Origin of the sequence: Pseudomonas sp. PDM13, assembly GCF_025685765.1 — a bacterium.
Taxonomy (GTDB): Bacteria; Pseudomonadota; Gammaproteobacteria; order Pseudomonadales; family Pseudomonadaceae; genus Metapseudomonas; species Metapseudomonas solani.
This window is the reverse complement of record NZ_JAOTQU010000003.1, coordinates 30,820-56,034: the sequence shown is the minus strand read 5'-3', so window position 1 is coordinate 56,034 and position 25,215 is coordinate 30,820. Positions and strand designations below refer to the sequence as shown.

General features: G+C 68.9%; 24 protein-coding genes. 17 read left to right on the top strand and 7 right to left on the bottom strand.

Annotated elements, in window-relative coordinates; genetic code table 11:
* Positions 1–9 precede the first annotated feature (9 nt).
* Together OEJ36_RS04050 and OEJ36_RS04045 are read right to left on the bottom strand one after the other, a co-directional pair.
* Positions 10–1,173, bottom strand: coding sequence for an MFS transporter (locus tag OEJ36_RS04050; RefSeq protein ID WP_263400480.1), 1,164 nt, complete (start codon positions 1,171–1,173; stop codon positions 10–12).
* Positions 1,174–1,219: 46 nt separating this feature from the next.
* Positions 1,220–1,528, bottom strand: a complete 309-nt coding sequence (locus tag OEJ36_RS04045; RefSeq protein WP_263400479.1) for an ArsR/SmtB family transcription factor — start codon at positions 1,526–1,528, stop codon at positions 1,220–1,222.
* Between the two features lie 141 nt (positions 1,529–1,669).
* On the opposite strand from OEJ36_RS04045, the gene OEJ36_RS04040 reads away from it, so the two are divergent.
* Positions 1,670–2,251, top strand: coding sequence for an ACP phosphodiesterase (locus OEJ36_RS04040; RefSeq protein WP_263400478.1), 582 nt, complete (start codon positions 1,670–1,672; stop codon positions 2,249–2,251).
* A 70-nt stretch (positions 2,252–2,321) separates the two neighbouring features.
* Positions 2,322–3,182, top strand: coding sequence for a universal stress protein (locus OEJ36_RS04035; protein WP_263400477.1), 861 nt, complete (start codon positions 2,322–2,324; stop codon positions 3,180–3,182).
* 3 nt (positions 3,183–3,185) lie between these two features.
* Here OEJ36_RS04035 and OEJ36_RS04030 read toward each other — a convergent pair whose 3' ends face one another.
* Together OEJ36_RS04030 and olsB are read right to left on the bottom strand one after the other, a co-directional pair.
* On the bottom strand, positions 3,186–3,959 hold the full coding sequence (locus OEJ36_RS04030) for a lysophospholipid acyltransferase family protein (protein WP_263400476.1): 774 nt from the start codon (positions 3,957–3,959) through the stop codon (positions 3,186–3,188).
* A 14-nt stretch (positions 3,960–3,973) separates the two neighbouring features.
* Entirely contained in the window at positions 3,974–4,744 is a 771-nt protein-coding gene (olsB, locus tag OEJ36_RS04025) for an L-ornithine N(alpha)-acyltransferase (protein WP_021217564.1), read from the bottom strand.
* Between the two features lie 138 nt (positions 4,745–4,882).
* Here olsB and OEJ36_RS04020 point away from each other — a divergent pair, with 138 nt between their 5' ends.
* From OEJ36_RS04020 to OEJ36_RS03950, 15 genes are all read left to right on the top strand, one after another.
* Positions 4,883–5,767 carry an acyl-CoA dehydrogenase family protein gene (locus OEJ36_RS04020; RefSeq protein WP_263400475.1) on the top strand — a complete coding sequence of 295 codons (885 nt, stop codon included), beginning with the start codon at positions 4,883–4,885 and terminating at the stop codon, positions 5,765–5,767.
* A 298-nt stretch (positions 5,768–6,065) separates the two neighbouring features.
* The gene (locus OEJ36_RS04015) at positions 6,066–6,851 is read left to right on the top strand and encodes an MBL fold metallo-hydrolase (protein ID WP_263400474.1); all 786 of its coding nucleotides are present in this window, start codon (positions 6,066–6,068) and stop codon (positions 6,849–6,851) included.
* A 109-nt stretch (positions 6,852–6,960) separates the two neighbouring features.
* Positions 6,961–8,073 carry a serine hydrolase domain-containing protein gene (locus OEJ36_RS04010; protein ID WP_263400473.1) on the top strand — a complete coding sequence of 371 codons (1,113 nt, stop codon included), beginning with the start codon at positions 6,961–6,963 and terminating at the stop codon, positions 8,071–8,073.
* On the top strand, positions 8,070–8,417 hold the full coding sequence (locus OEJ36_RS04005; RefSeq protein WP_263400472.1) for an amidase: 348 nt from the start codon (positions 8,070–8,072) through the stop codon (positions 8,415–8,417). The genes OEJ36_RS04010 and OEJ36_RS04005 overlap by 4 nt, the downstream gene beginning before the upstream one ends.
* Positions 8,418–8,562: 145 nt before the next feature.
* The gene (locus OEJ36_RS04000; protein ID WP_263400471.1) at positions 8,563–9,771 is read left to right on the top strand and encodes a M20 aminoacylase family protein; all 1,209 of its coding nucleotides are present in this window, start codon (positions 8,563–8,565) and stop codon (positions 9,769–9,771) included.
* Positions 9,772–9,787: 16 nt separating this feature from the next.
* Complete coding sequence (locus OEJ36_RS03995) at positions 9,788–11,122, top strand: citrate-proton symporter (RefSeq protein ID WP_263400470.1); 1,335 nt, start codon at positions 9,788–9,790, stop codon at positions 11,120–11,122.
* A gap of 183 nt (positions 11,123–11,305) precedes the next feature.
* Positions 11,306–12,076 carry an IclR family transcriptional regulator gene (locus tag OEJ36_RS03990; RefSeq protein ID WP_263400469.1) on the top strand — a complete coding sequence of 257 codons (771 nt, stop codon included), beginning with the start codon at positions 11,306–11,308 and terminating at the stop codon, positions 12,074–12,076.
* A 137-nt stretch (positions 12,077–12,213) separates the two neighbouring features.
* Positions 12,214–13,521 (top strand): OprD family porin, encoded by a 1,308-nt coding sequence (locus tag OEJ36_RS03985; protein WP_263400468.1) that lies wholly within the window; start codon positions 12,214–12,216, stop codon positions 13,519–13,521.
* 120 nt (positions 13,522–13,641) lie between these two features.
* Positions 13,642–14,223 (top strand): YceI family protein, encoded by a 582-nt coding sequence (locus tag OEJ36_RS03980; protein WP_021217693.1) that lies wholly within the window; start codon positions 13,642–13,644, stop codon positions 14,221–14,223.
* Entirely contained in the window at positions 14,220–15,377 is a 1,158-nt protein-coding gene (locus OEJ36_RS03975) for a phospholipase D-like domain-containing protein (RefSeq protein WP_263400650.1), read from the top strand. Before OEJ36_RS03980 ends, OEJ36_RS03975 begins: the two co-directional genes overlap by 4 nt.
* A 77-nt stretch (positions 15,378–15,454) precedes the next feature.
* Positions 15,455–16,018 (top strand): DUF2846 domain-containing protein, encoded by a 564-nt coding sequence (locus tag OEJ36_RS03970; protein ID WP_263400467.1) that lies wholly within the window; start codon positions 15,455–15,457, stop codon positions 16,016–16,018.
* Positions 16,019–16,106: 88 nt separating this feature from the next.
* Positions 16,107–16,688 (top strand): DJ-1/PfpI family protein, encoded by a 582-nt coding sequence (locus tag OEJ36_RS03965; RefSeq protein WP_263400466.1) that lies wholly within the window; start codon positions 16,107–16,109, stop codon positions 16,686–16,688.
* Between the two features lie 204 nt (positions 16,689–16,892).
* A complete protein-coding gene (locus OEJ36_RS03960; protein ID WP_021218680.1) occupies positions 16,893–17,195 on the top strand; it encodes a ribbon-helix-helix domain-containing protein in 303 nt (100 codons plus the stop codon).
* 129 nt (positions 17,196–17,324) lie between these two features.
* Positions 17,325–17,825 carry a hypothetical protein gene (locus OEJ36_RS03955; RefSeq protein ID WP_263400465.1) on the top strand — a complete coding sequence of 167 codons (501 nt, stop codon included), beginning with the start codon at positions 17,325–17,327 and terminating at the stop codon, positions 17,823–17,825.
* A gap of 111 nt (positions 17,826–17,936) precedes the next feature.
* Entirely contained in the window at positions 17,937–19,253 is a 1,317-nt protein-coding gene (locus OEJ36_RS03950; protein ID WP_263400464.1) for an Nramp family divalent metal transporter, read from the top strand.
* 13 nt (positions 19,254–19,266) lie between these two features.
* Here the strand turns inward: OEJ36_RS03950 and OEJ36_RS03945 are convergent, their stop codons facing one another.
* Genes OEJ36_RS03945 through gspD form a run of 3 tightly spaced genes read right to left on the bottom strand, consistent with a single transcriptional unit; the run spans position 19,267 to position 25,006 of the window.
* The gene (locus OEJ36_RS03945; RefSeq protein WP_263400463.1) at positions 19,267–19,797 is read right to left on the bottom strand and encodes a hypothetical protein; all 531 of its coding nucleotides are present in this window, start codon (positions 19,795–19,797) and stop codon (positions 19,267–19,269) included.
* The gene (locus OEJ36_RS03940; protein WP_263400462.1) at positions 19,775–22,582 is read right to left on the bottom strand and encodes a M66 family metalloprotease; all 2,808 of its coding nucleotides are present in this window, start codon (positions 22,580–22,582) and stop codon (positions 19,775–19,777) included. The genes OEJ36_RS03945 and OEJ36_RS03940 overlap by 23 nt, the downstream gene beginning before the upstream one ends.
* Positions 22,583–22,633: 51 nt before the next feature.
* Positions 22,634–25,006, bottom strand: a complete 2,373-nt coding sequence (gene gspD / locus OEJ36_RS03935) for a type II secretion system secretin GspD (protein ID WP_411860963.1) — start codon at positions 25,004–25,006, stop codon at positions 22,634–22,636.
* Between the last annotated feature and the right edge of the window lie 209 nt (positions 25,007–25,215).

The window sequence follows — 25,215 nt, the reverse complement described above, 5'->3', positions numbered from 1 at the left end:
CACCTCGGATTAATCGAGAGCGGTTTCCAGCTCGGGTTTGCGTTGACTGAAGGTAAGGACGGTCGCGACCAGAGCGAGGATCGCCAGCACGGCTGCGGCCAGTGGGACACGGGTCAGGCCCAGGCCCTGGTCGATGACCAGACCGCCGACCCAGGCGCCGAGGGCGTTGCCCACGTTGAAGGCGCCGATGTTCAGGGTGGAGACCAGGTTCGGCGCACCGGCGCCGAAGGCCACCACGTTGACTTGCAGGGCGGGCACGGCGGCGAAGGCGGCCGTGGCCCAGAGGAACAGGGTGATCTCGGTGGGGATCAGCGCCACGCTGGTCCAGCTCAGCGCCGTGGAGGCGACGGCCAGGGCGACGAACACGCCCATCAGGGTCTGCGCCAGCTTCCAGTCGGCCAGGCGGCCGCCGATGACATTGCCCAGGGTCAGGCCCAGGCCGATCAGCAGCAGGCTCAGGGTCACGCCACGGGGCGAGACGCCGGTGACTTCGCCCAGCAGCGGCGCCACGTAGGTGAAGATGCAGAACACGGCAGCGGAGAACAGCACAGTGGTCGACAACGCCAGCCACAGCCCCGCGCCGTTGAGCGCGGCCAGTTCGCTGCGCATATCGGCCTTCTCTTCGTCATGCCGGTTGGGCAGCACGCGCCACAGGCCGATCAGCGCGACGACGCCGATCAGGGTCACGGCCCAGAAGGTCGAGCGCCAGCCGGCGGCCTGGCCCAGCGCGGTGCCCAGGGGCACGCCGAGCACGTTGGCCAGGGTCAGCCCGGTGAACATCAGCGCCACGGCCGAGGCCTTGCGGTTCTCCGGCACCAGGCTGGCGGCCACCACCGAACCGATACCGAAGAAGGCGCCGTGGCAGAGGGCGGTGATCACCCGCGCCAGCATCAGCAGTTCGTAGTTGGCGGCCACCGCGCACAGCAGGTTGCCGAGGATGAAGATGCCCATCAGTGCCAGCAGCGCGGCCTTGCGCGGGAAACGCGCGGTGGCCATGGCCATGAACGGCGCGCCGACGGCCACGCCCAGGGCGTAGCCGGTGACCAGCCAGCCGGCGCCGGGAATGGACACGCCCAGGTCGGCGGCGACGTCGGGCAGCAGGCCCATGATCACGAATTCCGTGGTGCCGATGGCAAACGCGGACAAAGCAAGGACGAGAAGCGAAGTCGGCATGAGCCTGCTCCTGGAAGATTGTGGGTGGCGGCAGGTAATCGAAGGCCTAGAGCTCGTCGCTCATCTGGCGAAGGAATTCACCGATCACGGCTTCATTGCGTTTGAAGAAGTTCCACTGCCCGACCTTGCGGCTGGTGACCAGGCCGGCGCGTTGCAGGGTCGCCAGGTGCACCGAAACGGTGGACTGCGAGAGCCCGGTGCGCTGGTCGAACTTGCCGGCGCAGACGCCGATCTCGAACGGGTGGTCCTGCTCGACGAAATGCTTGTGCGGGTCTTTCAGCCACTGCAGCATCTCGCGCCGTACCGGGTGGGCGAGGGCCTTGATGATTTCGTCGATGTCGATGGGCGTGGTCATTGCTCCGGGGTTCCGGGTGAAGCCATATCGGGAATGGACGAACTATATATCGGCTAAAAACGATACGGGATCGTTTGTGCCGATAGTCTTCATCACGCCGGCTGATGGAAGCGCCCTCGGGTAGAGGCGTAAGCTTGGCCGATGAATTACCTCGCCCACCTGCACCTCGGCGGTGACCAACCCGCCCAACTGCTCGGCAGCCTCTACGGCGATTTCGTCAAAGGGCCGCTGGACGGGCGCTGGCCTGCACAGATCGAGGCCGGCATCCGCCTGCACCGGCGCATCGACGTGTTCACCGACGCCCACCCGCTCACCGCCGAGGCCAAGGCGCTGTTCCCGGCCTCGCGCCGCCGCGTCGCCAGCATCCTCCTCGACCTGTTCTTCGACCACTGCCTGGCGCGGGACTGGCAGCGCTACGCCGAGCAGCCGCTGCCGGCCTTCACCGATCACGTCTACCGGGTGCTGGCCGAGGAGCCGGCGCTGCCCGAGCGCCTGGCCTTCATCGCCCCGCGCATGGCCGCCCAGGACTGGCTCGGCAGCTACCGCGACTTCGAGATACTCGAACAGGTGCTGGCCGGCATGGCCCGGCGTTTCTCCCGGCCCGGCCTGCTGGATGGCGCCTATGAGGAGATCGAACAGCTGTACCAGCCCCTCAGCGAGACCTTCCGTCGCTTCTACCCCGAGCTGCAGGGCTTCGCCCGCGAGGCATCCCGCCCGGCTTGACCTGCATCAAGCGCTGCAACCCCGTACCGGCGTGCAATACCCGTAGCTATCTGCCTACGGAGGTGCCCCCATGAAATCCCTGCTGCTGGCGACCGACCTGTCCTCGCGCTCCGAGCGTGCCCTGCTGCGCGCCGCGAGCCTGGTGCGGCAGTTCGATTGCCCCTGGTTCATCCTCCATGTGGTGGACAGCGACCAGCCGCAACTGCGCGTCGAACTGGAGGTGGAGCAGATCTGCCGGTACCTCGAAGCGCGCCGCGATGAGTTCACCGAGCTGGCCGGCCGCGCCCCGGAAATCTGGGTGGAGACCGGTGACCCCGCGCCGCGCATCGCCGAGTGCGCGCGCTGGGGCGAGATCGACCTGCTGGTGATGGGCGTGCACCGCCGCAACGCCCTGCGCGATGTCTTCGTCGGCACCACCCTGGAGCGCGTGGTGCGCACCTGCGAAACGCCGGTGCTGGTGGTCAACCGCGAACCCGAATCCTCCTACCGCGACCTGGTGCTGGCCCTCGACCTCTCGCCCACCTCGGCCCGTGCCGTGCGTGCGGCCAAGGCGCTGGGCCTGATGGACGGCGCGCGCAGCCGGGCGGTCCACGCCTACGAACCCTTCGCCAAGGTGATGCTGATGAACGCCGGCATCACCACCCCGATGCTCGACGATCACCTCTCCAGCGAAGAGCGCAATGCGCGGCTCAACCTGGCCGGCTTCCTCGAAGAGCAGGGCCTGCTGGGCGTGGTGGGGGAGCAACGGGTAGAAGAGGGGTTGCCGATGACCATCCTGCGCCGGGTCATGGCCGACTCGCCACCGGACCTGCTGGTGCTCGGCACTCGGGGCATGGGCGGGATCAAGCGGGTGCTGATCGGCAGCGTCGCCGATGCGGCGCTGCGCGAATTCGAGTGCGACATCCTCGCCGTCCCGCCGATGCGGGACTGAGGCTCAGGCCGCCAGCTCCTCGGCGGCCTCTTCACCGAACAGCACCGTCTGGATCGCGCGGTGGGCCTGGCGGCTCAACAGCGTGCGGCTCAGGTCGGCACTGGGGATGGGTTGCAGCAGGTGGATCTCCACCTCGGCGACCTCGCTGCCCAGCAGGCGCAGCAGGTGGGAGAGCAGGTCGTCATCACCGATGAAGGGCGCGATCTCGTCACGCTGGCCGTTGCGCAGGTAACGGATCGCCACCGGCTGCACCGGCACGCCGGTCTCGCAGGCGCTGGTCAACAGGCGGCTGTGGAAGGTGCGCAGCAGGCTGCCGTCGGTGGTGGTGCCCTCGGGGAAGATCGCCAGTTGCCGCCCCAGCCCCAGGTGGCGGGCGAGTTGCTGGCCCACCAGGTTGCTGTCGCCCGCGCCACGGCGGATGAACAGCGTGCCGGCCTTGTGCGCCAGCCAGCCGGCGATGGGCCAGGCGCGTACTTCGGCCTTGGACAGGAACGACAGCGGCGCGAGCATGCCCAGCAGCGGGATATCGGTCCAGGACACATGGTTGGACACCCACAGCATCGGCTGGCGCGGTACGTCGCCCGTCACCTTCACGCGGAAGGGCAGGGCACCGGCCAGGCGGGCTAGGAACCAGCGGGTCAGGCGTTGGCGCCGCACCATCAGGTCACGGCCACGGAACAGGCGTTCCAGCACCACCACCCAGCAGGCTAGCAGCAGGCCGAAGCCCACCACCATCAGCAGGCGCGTGATGCGCAGGTACAGGCGCAGTTTGCTCATGCCGTCGCCTCCGCTCAGACCGCCGCCTTGAAGTGACGGGCGTAGCGCGGGCACAGCTCGTCGCGCTTGAGCAGGATGAACACGTCAGCGACCTGGAAGTCCTGGTCCCAGCAGGGTTCGCCGCAGATCTTCGCCCCCAGGCGCATGTAGGCCTTGAGCAGCGGCGGCATCTCGGCGATGACGTTGCCGGGCAGCTCCAGCGCCGGCAGCGGGGTGCGCGGCTCGGCGCGCAGGTGTTCGGTGCACAGGTAGCGTTCGCGCAGGCGCTGCATGATGGCCTGGGCCTGGATGCCGCCGTCCTGCATGGGGATGCTGGCGCAGCCCATCAGGTAGCGGTAGCCGCCTTCGTTGAGCACTTCGGCCAGTTCGCTCCAGAGCACGGCGATGGTGCCGCCGTTGCGGTAGGCCGGGTCGACGCAGGTGCGGCCGATCTCCAGCACCGGGCCCTGCAACTCGCCGAGGCCCACCAGCTGGAATTCTTCCTCGCTGTAGAAGCGGCCGATATCGTTGGCGGCGCGGTGGTCCAGCAGGCGGGTGGTGGCCACCAGGCAATCGCTGTCCAGGTCGCGCACGCCGATGTGCATGCAGTGCGGGTCGTAGTCGTCCATGTCGAGGCCGAACTCGGCGCCCTTGAGCTTGGCATCGAACTCCGCGCTGAACACGCGGTAGCGCAGGGCCTGGGCTTCACGCAGGGCGGCGACGCCGGTCAGGCGCTCGGCCTGCAGGCGACGTGGGCTTTTTTCGCCGCGGGCGGCGTTGTCGCGGGTCATTGCGATCTGGGTCATGAATAAAGCCTCCGTTAGCCGGCTAGATCCCGGTTGCAGCCGGTCGATCTTGTTGTGCAAAGTCAGGCTAGGGAGACCCGGTGTCACCACCATGACGTTTCCGTGATGCTTGAATGACAGCGACCAAAGGAGCCTGAAATGACCTGGCAACGCCTGCTGGAGATCAACGACCGCCTGCCCGCAGCCCCCCTGGAGGACTGGCACGGCGCACTGCTGGAGCGCCTGGGCGAGGCCTCGCCCTTCGAACTGGCGGTGCTCGGCGGCCGGCTCGCGGCGACCCCGGGGCTGGCTTTCCTCGCCGGCTACCAGGGCGCTTTGCGCCTGCTTTGGCCTTCTGCGCCGCAGAGTCTCGGTGCCTTGTGCGTGACCGAAAGTCGCAGCACCCGCCCGGCGGACATGCACACCCGCCTGGCCGGGCTGAGCCTGTCCGGGCGCAAGGATTTCGTCACCGCCGCCGATGCCGCCGACTGGTTGCTGGTGGCCGCCCGCGAGGAGGCCGAGGGCCAGCCGCCGCGCCTGGCCCTGGTGGTGGTGCGCAATGGCGCCCCGGGCGTGCGCATCGAGACCCTGCCGTCGCTGCCGCTGATGCCGGACATCCCCCACGCCCGCCTGCACCTGGACGCCGCCCACTGCGAGCGCCTGGCCGGCGATGGCTGGGACGCCTACGTGAAGCCCTTCCGCAGCATTGAAGACCTGCACGTGCTCGCCGCCATGGGCGGCTGGCTGCTCGGCGTCGGCCGTGACAGCGGCTGGCCGGAGCCCCTGCAACTGCGCCTGCTGGGGCTGCTCGGCAGCGCCGCCGAGGTTTCGCGCCTGTGCGCCACCAGCCCGACGATGCACCTGATGCTGGCCGGCCTGTTCGCCCAGTTCGACGGCTTGCGCCCCGAGCTGGAAAGTGCCCTCGCCAACGGCCCGCAGGAATGGGCCACGCTGTGGCAACGGGACCAGGGCGTGCTCAGCCTCGCCGTCGGCCCCCGCGCCAAACGCCTGGAAAAAGCCCGCGCCAGCCTCGGCCTGGGCTGAACCGCAGAACTCCGTAGGTTGGGCTTGTTTCGTAGGATGGGTAGAGCTACGCGAAACCCATCATCGGGGGCCCAACCGGACCTCGCCTGGTGGAGGAAAAAAGCGTCCTCCACCCTACGCCTGCCCCATCTCCGTGCAGGGCGGCTCATCGCCCGCCGCACATCGCTCCACGCCAATCGCGACGCAGCGCCCGCCCCTGCGACGTTTTCGCCCTTGACGCCGGGTTCGCTTGATTCAGGTCAGTACGGGAAAAATCCACAACCACGATGCTGGCCGCAGCAACCAATTCGAGGTTTCCATGCGGCGTGAACCCATAGTGCTGTTCGATAACGGCACCCACCAATGCCTGATGTTCGATGACCTGGTCAGTGGCGATGGCGTGCAATCCAACCAGTTCCTGATCACCGACCACGAGCAATACCTGCTGCTCGACCCGGGCGGCGACCTGACCTACACCCCCCTGTCCCTGGAGCTGTCCAAGCACATCCCGCTGCAGGAGCTGACCTACATCTTCGCCTCCCACCAGGACCCGGACATCATCGCCTCCCTGGACAAGTGGCTGCTGCACACCCGCGCCAAGGTCATCTGTTCCAAGCTCTGGGCGCGCTTCCTGCCGCACCTGACGGCCAACTACCTGGCCATCAGCCACGGCATCTCCACCTACGACCGCATCATCGCGCTGCCGGACCGTGGCCAGTCGATCCCCCTGGGGCGTTGCAACCTCAAGGCGGTGCCGGCGCACTTCCTGCACTCGGTGGGCAACTTCCAGGTCTACGACCCGATCAGCAAGATCCTCTTCTCCGGCGACATGGGCGCGTCCATGGTCGATGACGCCAACCCGGTGCGCGACTTCGTCAACCACGTGCCCGAGATGGAGGGCTTCCACCGCCGCTACATGGCCGGCAACAAGGCCTGTCGCCTGTGGGCCGCCATGGTCCGCGAGATGGATGTGGAAATGATCGTGCCGCAACACGGCCGCCCCTTCGTGGGCAAGGAAATGATCAGCGCCTTCCTCTACTGGATCGAGAACCTGCAATGCGGCCTCGACCTGATGGGCCCGGACGATTACCGCCTGCCGCGCTGAGCACTGACCTTTCGCGCCGAATGTCCCTTGAAGCGGCACGTTCGGCGCTTTTTAGCGTCATCTTCCCCGTGCTAGGGTTCCGCCTCCGCTGACAACAAGAGGCTGACCAATGCCCGTCCCGCTGCTGCGAACCCTGAGCCTGACGCTCGGCCTCTGCGCCGCCACGTTCGCCCATGGCGAAACCTGGCCCGGCGCCGAATGGGCCCAGGGCGCCAAACCGTCCGGCGCCGCCCTCGACGCCTTCGAAGCCTATGCCTTCCCCACCCGTGACGATGCCGAACGCAAGGGCGTGCGCACCGACGCCGTGGTGGTGATCCGCGATGGCGAACTCATCTACGAACGCTACGCCGGCCCCACCCGCGCCGAGACGCCGCACCTCACCTGGTCGGTGAGCAAGAGCCTGCTCGCCGCCACCCTGGGCGTGGCCTACGGCGAAGGCCGCTTCAAGCTCGACGACCCGGTCGCCCGCCACTACCCGGCCTTCGCCGGCCATGGCGCGGTGCAGATGAACCACCTGCTGCACTGGGCCTCGGGCCTGGCCTGGCAGGAAGACTACGAATACGCGCCGCTGAAATCCTCGGTGGTGGCCATGCTCTACACCCGGGGCCGTGGCGACATGGCCGCCTTCGCCGCGGAACACCCGCTGGATGCCGTGCCCGGCAAGCGTTTCCGCTACTCCAGCGGCGACAGCAACGTGCTCTCCGCCGCGCTCAAGGGCATGGTCGGCGCGGCCTACAAGGATTACCCCTGGACCGCGCTGTTCGACCCGCTGGGCATTCGCTCGGCGGTGTGGGAAACCGATGCCGCCGGCACCTTCGTCGGCTCCTCCTACGCCTATATGAGCGCCCGTGACCTCGCCCGCGTCGGCCTGCTGATGCAGCGCGACGGGCGCTGGGGCGAGCGCCAGCTGCTGCCCAAGGAATGGGTGGCGTTCAACCGCAAGCCCTTCGCCGAATTCCGCACCGACCCCAAGCACCCCGACGATGCCGTGCCCGGCGGGCACTGGTGGCTCAACGCGGTGGTGGCCGGCAGCGCCAAGCCCTGGCCGGACGCGCCCGAAGACGCCTTCGCCGCCCTCGGCCACTGGGGCCAGGCGCTCTACGTGCTGCCGGCGCAGAAGCTGGTGATCGTTCGCTACGCTGATGACCGCGACAAGAGCTACCAGCACAACCAGTTCCTCAAGCTGGCCCAGGCGGCCTTCGCCCAGGAGGTGCAGCCATGATCCGCCGCCACCCGATCCTCGCCATCCTGGTGCTGCTGCTCCTGGTGCTGCTGCTCCTGGTGCTGGCCGGCCTCGCCTGGCAGAACCGCGTCCATATCCAGGCCTTCCCCGGCATCATCAGCGCCTACACCGCCAAGGAGTACTGCTCCTGCCGCTACGTCATGGACAACCCGGCGGACTACTGCGTGGGCTACGTGAAGCAATACGTGCCCACCAGCGCCTTCCTCGATGACGCCGCCAGCAAGCGCGTGACCTCCCGTGGCCTCGGCGCCACCTCCACCGCCGCCTGGCTCGGCCCGCGCCAGGGCTGCCAGCTGCTGCCCGAGGCCGACCGCCTGCCCTGACAGCGGCGCCCCACCGGGGCGGGCCACGCGCCCGCGCCCGGTGTTCCACCCTGTGGAACCGTCTTCGATTGTTCTCCTCGCCCCGTGGCGCTTGACTGGGGCCGGGTCGCCTTCCCGGGTGGCCACGACGAGGAGAACAACAACAATGACCCGTTACGCACACATCCCTGCCTGGCTGCATGGCATCGACGACGAGCTGCGTCGCCTGCGCCAGGACATCCACGCCCACCCCGAACTGGGCTTCGAGGAAACCCGCACCGCCGAGCTGGTGGCCCGCGCCCTGGAGGGTTGGGGCTACGAGGTGCACCGGGGCGTCGGTCGCACCGGCGTGGTCGGCGTGCTGCGCCGGGGCGATGGCACGCGGCGCCTGGGGCTGCGCGCCGACATGGATGCGCTGCCCATCACCGAAGCCACCGGGGTTGCCCACAGCAGCCGCCACGCCGGCTGCATGCACGCCTGCGGCCACGACGGCCACACCGCGATGCTGCTGGGGGCCGCGCGCTACCTGGCCGAGGCCGGGCGCTTCGAGGGCACCCTCAACCTGATCTTCCAGCCGGCTGAAGAGGGCCAGGGCGGCGCCGAGGCGATGCTCGCCGACGGCCTGCTGGAACGCTTCCCCTGCGATGCACTGTTCGCCATGCACAACATGCCGGGGCTGGAGGCGGGGCGCATGGCCTTCCGCGCCGGACCGGTGATGGCCTCCCAGGACCTTTTGGAAGTGGTCGTCACCGGCGTCGGCGGCCACGGTTCCATGCCGCACCTGTGCGTCGACCCGCTGGTGGCCGCCGCCGATATCGTCATGGCCCTGCAGACGGTGGTGGCGCGCAACATCGATGCGCAACGCGCCGCCGTGGTCACGGTGGGGGCGCTGCAGGCGGGGGAGGCGGCCAACGTGGTGCCGCAGAGCGCGCTGCTGCGCCTGAGCCTGCGGGCGCTGGACCCGGACGTGCGCGAGCTGCAGCTGCAGCGGGTCACCGCCATCATCCGCGGGCATGCCGCGAGCCACGGTTGCCAGGTGGCCATCGAGCACCGCCCGGCCTACCCGGTCACGGTCAACCACGCGGCCGAAACCGCCTTCGCCCGTGATGTGGCCAGCGCCTTGCTGGGGGAGGGCGCCGTGCAGGAGGCGCAAACCCTGATGGGCAGCGAGGACTTCGGCTGGATGCTGCAGCGTTGCCCCGGCAGCTACCTGGTGATCGGCAACGGCGAGGGGCCGATGGTCCACAACCCCGGCTACGACTTCAACGACGACATCCTCGGCCGTGGCGCCGCCTACTGGGCCGCGCTGGCGGAAGCCTGGCTCCAGGCCGCCCGCAGCCAACAGCCCAGCCGCGCGACCCGCGCCCACGCCTAAGCCCCGGAGGCTCACCATGCACACGCCAACCCGCGGCGCCTCGCGCGGCCGCCAGGTGACCGCTGCCGTCATCGGCAACGCCCTCGAGTGGTACGACTTCATCGTCTATGGCTTCCTGGCCAGCATCATCGCCAGGTTGTTCTTCCCGTCCGACAACGAATACACCTCGTTGCTGATGGCCCTGGCCACCTTCGGTGTCGGCTTCTTCATGCGCCCGGTGGGGGGCGTGCTGCTGGGGCTGTATGCCGACCGCAAGGGACGCAAGGCGGCCATGCAGCTGATCATCCTGCTGATGACCCTCTCCATCGCCCTGATCGCCTTCGCCCCGGATTACGCCGCCATCGGCCTGGGTGCGCCGCTGCTGATCGTGGTCGCGCGGATGATCCAGGGCTTCGCCACCGGCGGCGAGTACGCCAGCGCCACGGCCTTCCTGGTGGAGTGCGCACCGGCCAATCGCCGTGGCCTCTATGGCTCCTGGCAGCTGTTCGGCCAGTGCCTGGCGGTGTTCGCCGGCTCCGGCATGGGCGCCCTGGTCACCCACACCCTCTCGCCGGAGGCGCTGGACAGCTGGGGTTGGCGCCTGCCCTTCGTCATCGGCCTGCTGATCGGCCCGGTGGGGCTGTGGATGCGCCGACACATGGAGGAGACCGAAGCCTTCCTCGAAAGCCGCGCCAGCCAGGGTGGGGAGAACCTCAGCCTGGGGCGGATGCTGCGGGACAACCGGCGTGCCGTGCTGGTGACCCTGGGCAACACCATCAGCGGCACCGTGGCCTTCTATGTGGTGCTGGTGAACATGCCCACCTTCGCCCACAAGCAGCTCGGCCTGCCCCTGGACCAGGTGTTCATGGTGCAGATGGCAGCGGTGGCGCTGATGACCCTGGTGATCCCCATCGCCGGCGCACTCTCCGACCTCTACGGCCGACGGCCGGTGCTGCTGGCGGGCACCTTCGCCTTCCTCGTGCTGGTCTACCCGCTGTTCAACTGGGTCGCGGCGGCGCCGGGCCTGGAGCGCCTGCTGGTGATGCAACTGCTGCTGTGCGCCTCCATCGGCACCCTTTACGGGCCGGGCCCCACCGCCGGCGCCGAGCAGTTCCCCACCGGCGTGCGTTCCACCGGGCTGGCGCTGTCCAACAACCTGGGGGTGATGCTCTTCGGCGGCTTCGCGCCCTTCATCGTCACCTGGCTGACCCAGGTCACCGCCGACCCGGTGGCCCCGGCCTACTACGTGCTGTTCGCCGCCAGCATCGGGCTGGTCTCGGCCTGGTACCTGCGCGAAGGTGCACCCGCTGCACTGGAGCGCCGCGAGCGCCGTCGGCTGCTCGCTCAATCCACCCGGAGCCTCGTCGAATGAGCCGTTTCGAATACTCCCTCGCCGAGTTGGCCCGGGGTGGCGAGACAATCGTCCAGGGCGCTTGGCCCGGCTGGAGACTGGGCATGCACCTGGCGCCCATGGTCCTGGGTGGTGGACAACGGGTGGGGCCGTATCGTGCTGTTGTCGGCCGGTGCCTCGGTTGGCGGGGTGGTGGAGGCGGGTATGCAAAGCAGAGAAGCAGGCGGCACCGTACGGTCGGTGGAGCGCGCCCTGGCCATCGTCGAGCTGCTGGGGGAACACGATTCGCTCGGGCTGGAGGAGCTGCACTACCTGACCGGGCTGCCCAAGGCCACGGTCTCGCGCCTGCTGCACACCCTGCTGGACCGGGGCTGGCTCTACCGGGGGCTGTGCGACCGGCGTTACCGGCTCAGTGCACAGCGCCTGTTCGGTGACCCGGACCAGCGCCTCGCCCGCCAGCTGGTGGAGCTGGCGTCGCCCCTGCTCAGCGAGCTGGCCGAGCGCACCGGGCTGGTGGCCGACCTGTCGTTCTTCGATGGCGACGACCTGCATGTGGTGGAAAGCGCGGTGCCCGAGGTGCTGCGCCGCCGCTACCCCGCCAACCGCCTGGTGGTGGGGCTGAAGGCCAGCCTGGCCGATTCGGCCATGGGCCGCGCCTGCCTGGCCGCCCTGGACGATGAACAGCTGCAACGCCTCGCCGAACGCCATGCGCTGCCGGGCGAGGCGCTGCTGCTCGCCCATCGGCAGACCCACGACCAGGGCTTCGGCGAGCGCATCGAGGGCTCCTGGGAGTACTCGGTGCGCCTGCCCTTCCTGATCCGCGCCATGGCCTTGCCGGTGCACCGCCAGGGGCGCCTGGTGGGCAGCGTGGCCCTGCATTGGCCACGGGACCAGGACAGCGTCGAGTGCGTCAGCCGGCGCCACCTGGACGACCTCGCCGACGCCGTCGACGACCTGCAACGCAGCCTCGGCTGAAGCCACTGGCTTCCCTCCGCCGCCCCGTTCCGTGGGGCGGAACCCAATTCGATTGCCCTTCCTGGTCCCGGATCGACAATGGAGCCTGCCCGTCCGGACGGCATCCACCTCATCCAGAACAACAAGAAGGACATGAGATGAACATGCTCGAAAAGGGCCTGGCGGGTCTCGCCTGCCTCACGCTCGCCGGCCTGTGCCAGGGCGGCACCTTCCTCGAAGACAGCAAGCTCGCCGTGCGCTACAGCCAGTACTACTGGAAGGAGAGCAACGGCGGTGAGGTCGGCCCCGTGCGGGACGAATGGGTGCAGGCCACGCTGCTCAGCTTCAACTCCGGCTGGTACCGCGAGGTGCTCGGCTTCGACTACGCCTACGGCCTGGCCAACGACCTGCACGTGGGCCGCGATGCCACCAGCATCAGCAACCTGGAGGCGGGCCATTCGGTGCAATCGCCCCACGGCATCGCCAAGCCGATCGAGGCCTACCTGCGCGCCCGCCTGGAGGGCGAACCGGGTGAGCTGCAACTGGGCGTCGGCAAGAAGAGCCGGCGCTACGGCCAGTACCAGGACGAACTCTTCAGCCGCATCCTGCCGCCCTCCACCCTGGGCGCGGATGTGGAGTTCCGCCGCCCCGGCCTGGAGCTGCGCTACAGCCGCATCAACGGCTTCAGCGCGCGAAACGAGTCGGGCTGGGCGGACGACCTGAGCAACTTCCGCGGGCAGAAGATCGACGCCCTGCACCTGTTCGCCCTGGGTATGGAGCTGCCCGGGCTCGGCGCGTTGAAGCTGGAGTACAGCGAGTCGGAGGACTACCTGCGGGTGGGCTCGGCGAAGGTCGAGCGCAGCTTCGGCCTGGGCGGCGAGCGCTTTCTCGATCTCTACGCCACCCTCGGTGCCCAGCAGGACGCCGGGCGCCTGTTCGAGCGCGAGGGCGTGCGTGGGCTGTACGACGCGGACGCCTCGCACCGGGCGCGCTACCTGGATCTCTCCGCGCGCATGCGCTGGCCGCACCACTACCTGGGCATGACCTGGAACAAGGTGCGTGGCGACGACTTCGACCGCTTCTTCTTCAGCCAGGACCACGGCACCTGGAACAGCAGCGCCAAGCTGTTCTACCTGTTCGGTGTCGAAGACGAGGAGATGTTCAAGCTGGTGGCCGGCACCGACTTCTCGGCCCTTGGCCTGCCACGCCTGCGCCTGGACAGCCACTACGCCTTCTCCGACCACGCCGCCGGCTACGACGGCTTCTCCCGGCGGGAATTCCAGAGCGTGCTGCAATACCGCTTCGCCGGGTTGCTGGATGGCCTGAGCCTGATCTGGCTGCACAACGAGTTCCACACCAAGGGGCGTGCCGACGGGGTGACCCGCTTCACCACCTCGCGGGGGCCCGCCGGGATCATCACCCACAATGCGGAACGCCTGTATCTGAACTACGTCTATAGCTTCTGATCGGTTGGCCGGGGTCTTCCCGGCCGCCTCCCACCCTGAGCGCCAGCCGCCCCGGCGCTCGCGGTTTGCAGGCGCAACGGCTGCCGGTTAAGGTGGCGCGATTGTGCGACAGGAGCCTGCATGTCCAAGTTAATTCCCCTGATTCCCGCCCTGCTCGGCGCCCTTGCGCTGCCGGTGCAGGCCGACTGGTACCTGGACAACGAGTCCTCGCGCCTGTCCTTCATCTCCACCAAGGGCGGCAACCTTTCCGAGGTGCATCGCTTCCTCACCCTGCACGGCACCATCGCAGACAGCGGCAAGGCGCACCTGCGCGTGGAGCTGGAGTCGGTGAGCACCGGCATCCCGCTGCGGGACCAGCGCCTGCGCGACCTGTTCTTCGAGATCGAGCGCAACCCCGAGGCGGAAGTCTTCGCCCAGCTCGACCTGCGCCCCATCACCGACCTGGCCCCCGGCGCCCAGCTGGAGCTGCGCCTGCCGCTGAAGGTGAAGCTGCACGGCCGCGAGCACGATTACACCACCGAGCTGCTGGCCACGCGCCTGGATGACCGCCGCTTCCAGGTGGTGACCCTGGCGCCGCTGGTGCTGCAGGTGGAGGACTTCGGCCTCACCGACTCCCTCGGCATGCTGCGTGAAATGGCCGGCCTGCCTTCCATCAGCCTCTCGGTGCCGGTAGGGGCCGTGCTGATCTTCACCGCGCGCTGATGGGCCACATCTTCCCCTGGAAGGCCGGCAACCGCTTCGAGCTGCTGATCGACGGGCCGCAGTTCTTCCCGGCGATGCTCACCGACATCGCCCGGGCCGAGCACCATGTGTCCCTGGAGCTCTATCTGGTGGAAGACGGGGGCTGCAGCGAGGCGCTGGCCGAGGCGCTGTGCCTGGCGGCGCAGCGCGGGGTGAAGGTGCGTTGCCTGTTCGACGGCTTCGGCAGCAAGAAACTCGGTTCGGCCCTGCGCGAGCGCATGGTGCTGGCCGGCGTGCAGCTGCAGTTCTACAACCCGGTGCGCTGGCGGCGCGGGGTGCGCAACTTCTACCGCGACCACCGCAAGATCCTGGTGGTGGACGACCGTGTCGCCTATGTGGGCGGCACCGGTTCCACCGACGAGTTCTGGCAGCCCCAGGAGCCCGAGAGCCGCTGGCACGAAGCGATGGTCGCCATCGAAGGGCCGCTGGTGGTGCACTGGAAGCTGATCTTCGACTACCAATGGCTGGCCAACCTGCACCGGCGGCCCTGGCGCCCCGACGAGGCACCGGGCCTGGCGCGCCTGCCACCGCAACCCTCGGCCGGCATCGGCATGGGCCGGGTGGCCTACGCCGACGCCCGCCAGCACCTGGATATCGTGCAATCGCTGGTGCGCAGCATCCGCAACGCCAAGACGCGCATCTGGCTGGCCACGCCCTATTTCCTGCCCAGCTGGAAGGTGCGCCGGGCGCTGCTCAAGGCCGCGCGGCGGGGCGTCGACGTGCGCCTGCTGCTCACCAGCCGCAACACCGACCACCCGCCGGTGCGCTTCGCCGGCCAGCGCTACTACCCGCGCCTGCTGCGTGCCGGGCTGCGCATCTTCGAGTACCAACCGCGCTTCCTGCACCTGAAGATGGTGCTGGTGGACGATTGGGTCAGCGTCGGTTCCTGCAACTTCGACCACTGGAACCTGCGCTTCAACCTGGAAGCCAACCTGGAAGCGCTGGACCGCCACTTCACCGCCCAGGTGGTCGCCAGCCTGAGCCGCGACTTCGACGACAGCCGCGAAATCACCCTCGACGCCTGGCACGCGCGGCCGCTGATCAAGCGCTTCTACCAGCGGCTCTGGGGCTGGCTCGACCGCCTCGCCGTCAACCTGCTGGACCGCCGCCGCTAGCCGAACCTTTGTCGGGTGTCGGCGTGCCCCGCGCGCCGGCTACTCTGCTGTGCATAACCACAACAAGAGATGCGCCCATGCGCCGTCCGCTGCCCGCCCTGTCACTCCTCGCCTTGCTGCTGTCCGGCTGCTCCACCCCCGGGGCCTTCTTCGGTGCCAGCGATGGGCCGGCCTTCGCCGCGCGCACGCCCAGCGATGCCGACCATGCGCTGGTCTACCTCTACCGGCCGCAAAGCGACTGGGCCGACCAGGAGCTGGAGGCGCCGGGCCTGTTCCTCAATGGCGAGCTGATCGGCGCGCTGCCGAGCAACGCCTACCTGCCCCTGGAGTTCGAGACCGCCAGCTACCGCCTGGAGATGCGCCGACCGCTGCTGGGCAGCTACTGGACCTTCTTCGCCGGCGGCCCGCTGGACTTCACCGAGATCACCAGCTTCGCCCTCGACGCCGAGGCCGGCGCCACCTATTACCTGCGCTACGACGAACTGAACCCGCCGCCGCGCAACGCCGAGCTGCCGCCCCAGGGCGACGGCCCGCTGCAGCTGGTGGGCACGGAACTGGGCGCCAGCGAGATCGCCGCCACCCACGAGGTGCAGCCGCTGCAGCGCTTCGGTTCCGCCGGCGAGCCGCTGGACGATCTGTAGTAGCCGCCTGTTACCCGGCGCGGGGAGGGCGGGCGGATACTTCGTCTACCCTTTGAATCCTCGAAGGCCCTACACGGAGGAACCCGCCATGGCGGCGAAGAAGATCCTGATGCTGGTTGGCGACTACGTCGAAGACTACGAAACCATGGTGCCCTTCCAGGCCCTGTCGATGGTCGGCCACACCGTGCACGCGGTATGCCCGGACAAGCGCGCCGGCCAGAGCGTGCGCACCGCCATCCACGACTTCGAAGGCGACCAGACCTACAGCGAGAAACCGGGGCACAACTTCGCCCTCAACTTCGACTTCGACAAGGTCCGCGCCGAGGACTACGACGCCCTGGTGGTACCCGGTGGCCGCTCCCCCGAGTACCTGCGCCTGAACGCCCGGGTGATCGAACTGGTGAAAGCCTTCGACGCCGCGAAGAAACCCATCGCCGCCGTCTGCCACGGCGCCCAGCTGCTGGCCGCCGCCGGCGTGCTCAAGGGCCGTGCCTGCAGCGCCTACCCGGCCTGCGGCCCGGAAGTGACCCTGGCCGGTGGCGAATACGTGGACATCCCCGTGGACCAGGCCCACGTCGACGGCCACCTGGTCACCGCCCCCGCCTGGCCCGCCCACCCGGCCTGGCTGGCGAAGTTCCTCGAAGTGCTGGGCACCCGTATCACCCTGTAAGGGGCGAGCCTGCGTTGCCCGTGGTTCCGGGGATCAGTGGGTTCCCGGGGCCGCCTGTGGCTCCGTTTGATGGGTTTCGCTTCGCTCTACGCCATCCTACGAAGTGCCACCCCGTAAGTGCGGCGCCATGTGAGTGTTCGATGCAGAATGGCGCTGCTGCGCACCGCTTGTTTTCAGGGCACACCCGAGAAAGGAACCCGCTCCATGTGCGAACTCTATGTAAAGGCCGACCCGATCCTCTACGAGTCCCGCTCGCGTTCGCTGCGCATCCGTGGCGTGGTGACCACGCTGCGCCTGGAGAACCAGTTCTGGGACATCCTGCGGGAGATCGCCGAGGTGGACGGCATGACCACCAACCAGCTGATCGCCAAGCTCTACGAGGAAGTCATGGACTACCGCGGCGAGGTGGTGAACTTCGCCTCCTTCCTGCGGGTGAGCTGCACCCGCTACCTGGCCCAGCGCAGCGCGCCGGTCAACCTGGCGGTCTTGCCGCGACGGGCTGGCTGAAACTTGCGGCGGTCGGCGGAATTCCCTGACTGGTCGGTCTAGGCTGTTCGCGCGCGTGGCAGGGATGCCTTGGCCGCGCGTCTACCAGTCGCCGTCGTGGCTGGAGTCCAGATCCCAGGAGTTTTCTTCATGGCTGCCAAACGCCTCATCTCCGCTTCCCTTCTCGCTGCCAGCCTGCTGGCCGGCACCAGCGCTTTCGCTGACCCGTCCCTGGCCGAGCGCCGTGCCATCACCGCCTACCAGGAAGGCCCCTACGTCGAGCAACTGAAGGCCATCCAGACCGCCGCCGGTTTCGACGTGCCGGTGGACGTGCAGTGGAACAGCATCGCGCTGCCCGACCAGTCGCAGAACTACACCCAGGACGGCTTCTGGAAACAGGTCTACTTCACCCCGCTGGAGAAAGCCTTCGCCTCCGTGGCCGTGGACGACATGGGCAAGCAGGCGCTCAAGGCCAAGCTGAGCAAGGTGGTGGTGCGTTATGACGAAGCCACCGCGCCCTCCAGCAACTACCCCGAAGGCGTGGCCTTCGATGGCGGCGTGCTGAGCCTGAACTTCAAGCCCTACACCAACGTCGACGACGTCGATGCCCGCGCCGAAGCCATCCAGAAGGCGCTGGAAGCCAAGCTCTGATCCCGCCGGGTCGGCCCCTGCCAGGGCCGACCCACTCCCACGCGAGTGGGCTTTTGCGCAGAGCGTCGCGGCGTTTAAGCTGCGTCATCCCCTCCGCTCGGCGCGCCCCCGATGTACAAGCTGCCCACCACGGCCACCGCGCCGTTCTGCCCCTCCGCCGTCAGCCACAGCGTGGCGGTGCCGGCCAATGCGTCCCTGGGGCGCAAGCTCATGCTCTTCGTCGGCCCCGGCCTGCTGGTGTCGGTGGGCTACATGGACCCGGGCAACTGGGCGACGGCCATCGAGGCGGGCTCGCGCTTCGGCTATGCGCTGCTGTTCGTGGTGGTGCTGGCGAGCCTCTCGGGCATGCTGCTGCAAAGCCTCTGCTCGCGCCTGGGCATCGCCACCGGGCGTGACCTGGCGCAGCTCTCGCGGGAGCGCTACCGCCCCGGCGTGGCACGTGGGCAGTGGGTGCTCGCCGAGCTGTCGATCATCGCCACCGACCTGGCCGAGGTGCTGGGTGCGGCGCTGGCCTTCCACCTGCTGCTGGGCGTCTCCATCACCACCGGCGTGGTGCTGACCGCCTTCGACACGCTGATCGTGCTGGCCCTGCAGGGCGCCAACTTCCGCCGCCTGGAAGCCATCGTGCTGGGGCTGATCACCACCATCGGCGCCTGCTTCTTCGTCGAGCTGATGCTGATCAAACCCTACTGGCCGGACGTCGCCGCCGGGCTGCGGCCGTCCTGGGACGTGCTCTCCAGCCAGGAGCCGCTGTACCTGGCGATCGGCATCCTCGGGGCCACGGTGATGCCGCATAACCTCTACCTGCACTCCTCGGTGGTGCAGACCCGGGTCAACGGCGACGACGAGGCGAGCAAGCGCAGCGCCATCCGCTTCGCCCGTTTCGACACCATCGGCTCGCTGTCCCTGGCGCTGCTGGTCAACGCGGCGATCATGATCCTCGCGGCGGCGGCCTTCCACGGCAGCGGCCACACCGAGGTGGTGGAAATCCAGGACGCCTACCACCTGCTCGACCCGCTGGTGGGCGGTGCGCTGGCCAGCTTCCTGTTCGGCTTCGCCCTGCTGGCGGCGGGGCAGAGCTCCACCTTCACCGGCACCATCGCCGGCCAGGTGGTGATGGAGGGCTTCCTGCGGGCGAAGATCCCCTGCTGGCAGCGCCGCCTGATCACCCGCGCCCTGGCGCTGGTGCCGGCGCTGATCGGCGTGGTCTGGCTGGGGGACAGCGCGGTGGGCAAGCTGCTGGTGCTGAGCCAGGTGGTGTTGAGCCTGCAGCTGCCCTTCGCCCTGTGGCCGCTGATCCGCTTCACCAGCGACCCGGCGCTGATGGGCCCCTTCGCCAACAGCCGCCTGGTGGCCACTGTCGCCTGGAGCCTGTTCGGGCTGATTTCCCTGGCCAACCTGACGTTGCTGTATTTCTGGATGGCCTGAAAACCGCCAGCAGCTAGGGGGCGTTCACCTGGGGGCAGCCTCCCAGGGCCTGCAGCTCATCCAGGGGCACACCCGCCTGGGCGAAGGATTCGCATCCGGCCGGCAGCGTGGGCAGGACCGGCGCCCGTTCGGCGACGACGGGGCCTGGGGACAGCTCCGCACCCCGGGACGCGCGCCCCTGGATCACCAGCTCGCCCACCTCGGTGCCTCGTCGCAGCAGCAAGCGATCCCGCTGCACTTCAAGCACTTCGATGCCACCGGGCAGCCGGACGCCGGCCTGCACGGTCAGCAGGGTGGCGTCGTCGAGGCTGAGGGAGGCCGTGCCCTGGCCGTCGCCCCGGCTGAAGACGCTGTATAGGCGCCAGCCGTCGAGGCCGACCAGGGGGCGCAGCGGGGGAGGGGGTTGCAGCGACAGCGGGGCGGGCTTGGCGAGCAATGCTCCTGGCAGTTGCACCGCCAGGGCGGGGGCGCTCGCCAACAGGGCCGCCAGCAGCGCCAGGCTGCGGCGACCCGGGTGCGGGCTAGGGCGCGGTGCTGCTGGCACGTTGCTCGGCATAGGCGCTGAACAGGTTGAGGTTGCGGCTCTGCAACAGCGGGAACAGCCCGTTGTCGTTGAGCGTCAGCCCGTACCACTTCTGGTTGGCGCCGCCGGTGCAGCCGTAGGTGATCAGCTTGCCGCGGCCGTCGGTGAGGTAGCCCCCGGAGAGGTCCATGCAGCGGCTGCCGTACTTGAGTTGCGGCAGGGCGGAGAGGTCCCAGGCCTGGGCGTCCACCTGGCTGTCGCAGGGGCTGAGGCCGATGTCGCCGCTGGCGGTCAGGCACTGCGCCGGCTGGGCGGCGCTGTGGATGCGGCCGCTGGCATCGACCCGCCATTTCTCCTCGAGCCCCCCGGTGCACTGGGCCTTGGCGGCGACGTAGGGCTTCCAGGCGCCGTCGGCCAGCTCGATGCGCACGCAGTTGCCGTTGTTCATCGTCATCAGCTGGGCCGCTGGCAGCAGCGGGGTGGGGTCGAGCTGCAGGGTGGCCAGCAGGGTGTCGAGGGCCTTGGCGGCCTCGGCGTCACTGGCCAGGCGGCTGCCGTAGGCATCCAGCCAGCGGTTCAGGCGCAGGGCCTTGGCCTGCTGTTCGTTGAGGCGCTGCAGCACCTGCTGGGCTGTGCCGGAGAGTCCGTCGGGGCTGTCGCTGTAGCTGTCGTAGAGCACGCGGGCCTCGCCCTTGAGGGCCGGCACCGCCTGCCCGGCGAGGGCGGCCAGGGCGTTGTCGAGCTTGGGCAGCTCTTCATTGCGCAGGGCGTCGAAGCGCGCGTCACGGCCGACGATGACGGCCGGCGCCATGGCCGGCAGCCCCTGGGGAATGATCAGGCTGGCCAGCTCGGTGGTGGCGGCTCCGGCCGTGTCGCGGCATTGCAGGGCCGCTGCGGTGGGCTGCTCGGCCTGCGCCAGGTTGACGTGCAGCTTGTTGGCGTTGCTGCCCAGGCGGGTCGGGGCGACGGCGATGCGCTGGGTCGCGCCGCTGGCGAAGCTGACCTCCAGCCAGCATTGCTGGCTGGTGGCCGCGGCGTTTGGCGCGGGCAGGTCGTAGACCTGGCCCCAGTTGCCGCGCAGTGCCGGGTAGAGCACGGCGTCGTGGGTGACCGGGTCGTAGCCGCCGAGCAGGGTGATGACCGGGACGCCGAACAGGCGCGGCTTGCGGTAGTTGCCGTCGGCGCTGTTGTACCAGACGTTGCTGGAGGTCGGCGTCTTCGGCTGGAACACCTCCATCTTGCGGGTGCTGGCGTCCCACTTGCGGTAGCCGGTGGCGGAATCCGCCGCCCAGACCGCGCGGTTCAGCGCCGGCTGGATCTTCTGCCGGGTGCTGTAGCCGGTGTAGTGGGTGTAGTGCGACAGGCCGCTGGCGTAGTTGCCGCCAGCCATGGCGTCGGTGGCGAAGCTGTAGGCATCGGCGTAGATCGGCATGCCGTTGAGGCCGCCGGTCTTGGCGCGGGTCCAGTGCAGGTTGGCGCGCATGCGCTTGCGGTAGGCGATGTAGCCCCAGCCGCTGTCGTGGTGATGGCCGGACCAGAAGTAGTTGTCGCCGCTCTGCCCCGGGTAGTGGCCCAGGCCGTAGTGGTGGCCGATCTCGTGGCTGAATTCGTTACCCACCGAGTCGATCAGCGTGAGGATGCCGTTGCCGCCGCTGAGACCGTGGTTGACGGGGCCGTTGGCGTACTGGCCGCGGGCGTGGTGGATGACCGCCGAGTTGGTCAGCTGCGGCTGCTCCTGGCTGGCCATGCCGGCGCTGGTGATGCCCCAGTTGGCCAGGTTGATGCCGGTGCTGAAGGTGGACTTGGCGGTGTTCTCGCGCATGTCGCCGCTGTAGACGTCACCGGTGGTGGCGCTGACCTGGCCGAGGTCGGCGTCGTAGATCGTGCCGTTGGCCACCATCACCTTGCGCAGCAGCACGTCCTCGTACTGGCTGGCCACCAGGCGGGCGATGGGCACGGTCTGGAAGTAGTCGGTGGCGGCCTGTGCCGGTTGGCTGTTGAACCAGTGCTGGCCGCCCGGAACCTCGTTGCTCAGCATGCCGATGCGGATGGCCTGGACCAGCAGTTCGGCGGGCGGGGCGAAGTCGAAGGCTTCGGCGTTGCGCTGGCCGGTGCGGCCCTGGTCATCGCTGACCTGCAGGCTCATGCCGGGCACCACCCAGTTCCACGGCAGCACGGCGGACCAGGCGCGGCGCGAATAGACCACGTCGGGGCGGGCGTCGCTGCCGGTGCGGTCGGCACGGTAGAGCTCGTCGGGGTGGCGCAGGGCGAGTTCACCCTTGAGGGCGCCGTCCACCAGCACCTGCACGCGCATGGACCTGGGCAGCGGTTGCTCCGGGGCCGGGGTGACCAGCAGCAGGGCTTCGCGCTCGCTGGTCAGGCGCGGCATGTTCTTCGCTTCGTTGTCCTGCGGGTCCACCGAATGGCTCTGCACGAACTGCAGCATGGCGGCGAGGGTGCCGCTCAGGTCGTTGCGCACGGGGCGGGTCTGGCCATCGGCGGTCTGGTCGTAGAAGCCCAGGGCGTTCACCTCGTCGACCACGGCTGCGCTCGGCTCGGGGAAGCGGTCGCCCGGTGGCGTGACCGGTGGGGTCACAGGTGGGGTCACAGGTGGGGTGACGGGGGGCGTGACCGGTTCTTCGGGGCTACCGGTATCGGGCGGGGTGCCCGGTTGGGTGGGCGGGGTGGTGACGGCGTTGGAGCCGCCCGAGCCGGCGCTGCTGCCCCCGCTACCTCCGCCGCCGCCCAGGTCCAGGCAGCCGGCCAGGCTCAGCAATCCGTAGATAAGAACGATCTTGCGCAACATGTTCCCTCGCTTGTTCCGGTTCGGCGTTGTTGTGGTTATTCGGTCGTCGGACTACAGGGCGGTCACCTGGCCACGGTGGCTGGGCAGGCTGGCCGGCAGGTTGTGCAGGGCGCGTTCGGCCAGCTCCGCCTGGGGGTAGTCGCCGTAGAACATGCGGTACCAGTCCCGGCCATCGCGCTGCGAACGCTGGATGCGCAGGGGCTCCCCGGGGTGACGGGCCATCAGCGCGCGCATGTATTGCTCGCTGCTGCCCTCGATGAGGTTGATGCTGAAACGCTGTGCCACCGCCGGTGCGGGGGCGGGGGCGGGTTTGGGGGCGAGTGCCGCCGCTGGTTCCGGCGCCTTGGCCGGTGGCGCGACGCTCGCTGCGACGGGTTGGATGGGGCTCTCGGTGGGCGCGGCATAGGCGCGCACGGCCGCTGCCTCGGGGGCGGCTGCTGGCGTGGGCGCTGGAGCGGGCGCCGGGCGGGGCGGCGGAGTGGCCGCCGGGCCTTGCTGCGCAGCCGGCTGGAACAGTTGCAGCGGCTGTTGGGGCAGGGCGCGCTGGCTGTCCTGGCCCGCCAGTTGCCGCAGGTCCTGGTACTTCTCCTGGCTCAGGTCGGCCAGGCGCGGGCCGTCGCGCACCACCCGGGGGCGCAGGAAGACCATGAGGTTGCGCTTGACGTTGACGTCCTTGCTGGAGCGGAACAGCCCGCCGAGCAGCGGTATGTCGCCCAGCAGCGGCACCTTGCTTTCGCTGCGGGTGACGTCGTCCTGGATCAGGCCGCCGAGCACGATCACCTGGCCGTTGTCGGCCAGCACCGTGCTCTTGATCATGCGTTTGTTGGTGACCAGGTCCACCGCCCGCGAGGCCGCACCGGTGCTGGGGGCGATGGAGGAGATTTCCTGCTCGATCACCAGGCGCAGGGTGCCGCCTTCGTTGATGTGCGGGGTGACCTTGAGGGTGACGCCGACATCCTTGCGCTCGATGGTGGTGAAGGGGTTGTTGGAGCCGGCGGCGTCGGTGGTGTAGGAGCCGGTCTGGAAGGGCACGTTCTGGCCGACGAGGATTTCCGCCTGCTGGTTGTCGAGGGTGAGCAGGCTCGGGGTGGACAGCAGGTTGCTGTGGCCGCTGGCCGAGAGGGCGGTGATCAGGGCGCCGAAGTTGTCGTTGCCGATGCCGACGATGGCGCCGTCGGGCAGGCTGATCGGCGTCTTGGCTTCGATGGCGCCGAGCAGGGTGCCCACCGACAGCCCGGTGTTGCTGAAGTTGGTGCCGCCGATGGGGCTGCCGTCGGAGCGGCCGTCGATGGCCCACTGCACGCCGAGGGCCTCGCTGACATCGCCGGACATCTCGACGATGGCCGCTTCCACCAGCACCTGGGCCCGGGGCACGTCGAGCTGCTGCACGAGCTCTTCCAACTGCCCGACCATGTCCGGCTCGGCCATCAGGATGAGGGCGTTGAGCCCCTCGTCGGCGCGGATCAGCACCGGCGCCTGGGTGGTGGTGGGCGAGGTGGCGCCGCGCAGCTGTTCGGAAAGCTCGCCGAGGGTCTTGGCCAGGTCCTTGGCGTCGCCGTGGCGCAGGCGCACCACCCGGGTATTGGCCGCGCGGATGGGCGCGGTGTCCAGTTGCTTGGCCATGCGCAGCAGGCGTTCGCGGGCTTCGGGCGGGCCGAGCAGCAGCAGGCGGTTGGTGCGCGGGTCGGCGATCACCTGGGCGTTGCCGTTGCCGGCGGCCTGGCCCCGGCGCAGGCTTTCCTGGAGCATCGCGGCCACGTCCTTGGCCCAGGCGTGCTGGAGGTCGTAGAACACGCTGTCTTCGGCGCCGGCACGGTCGAGCTGGGCGATCAGGGCCATCAGCCGTTCGATGTTGGCGCGCTTGTCGCTGACGATCAGCGCGTTGCTGGAGGGGATGGCCGCCAGGTGGCCGTTCTGCGGCACCAGCGGGCGGATCATCGGCAGCAGCTCGTTGACCGGGGTCTGCTGCACCTGGATCAGGCGGGTCTCGAAGGTTTCCGGCCCGCTTCCGGTGGGGCTGTTGGCAACGCTGCGGCCTTCGATGTCGGGCACCACGCGGGCCTGGTTACCCTGGGCCACCACCGTGTAGCCGTGGGTGCTCATCACCGACAGGAACAGCTGGTAGACCTCGCTGAGGGTCAGCGGCGACTCGGAAATGACGGTGACCCGGCCCTTGACGCGCGGGTCCAGCACCAGCGTCTGGCCGCTGATGCTGGCGACCTGCTCGGTGAAGTCGGCGATGTCGGCATCGCGCATGTTGATGGTCCAGCGCGCTTCGCTGGCGCTCTCGGCCGACGGCGCTGCAGCGGCCGTCGGTGCCGCCTCGCAGTGCAGCGATGGAAGGGCGAGGCAGGCGCATATCGCCAGCAGCGGGCCGCAGGCCGCCAGGCGCCGGGGCAGGGATACGGGGGTGATCCGAAGCATGTGGAAAGCTCGACAGACATCCGCGCATCCGTGCGCCTTGCTGGTTTTTCTATGGAGGGCCCTACCCTGGGCCGAGCGACTGGCGAGGATATGTAAAGTTGCACGCCTGTACTAAAAATCAGCGAGCAACTGTGTACAGTTTCACAGTATTAATCCTGACCAGTCGGGCATGTGCGACTGGTCCGCATATTTCAGAAAATCCCTGCATC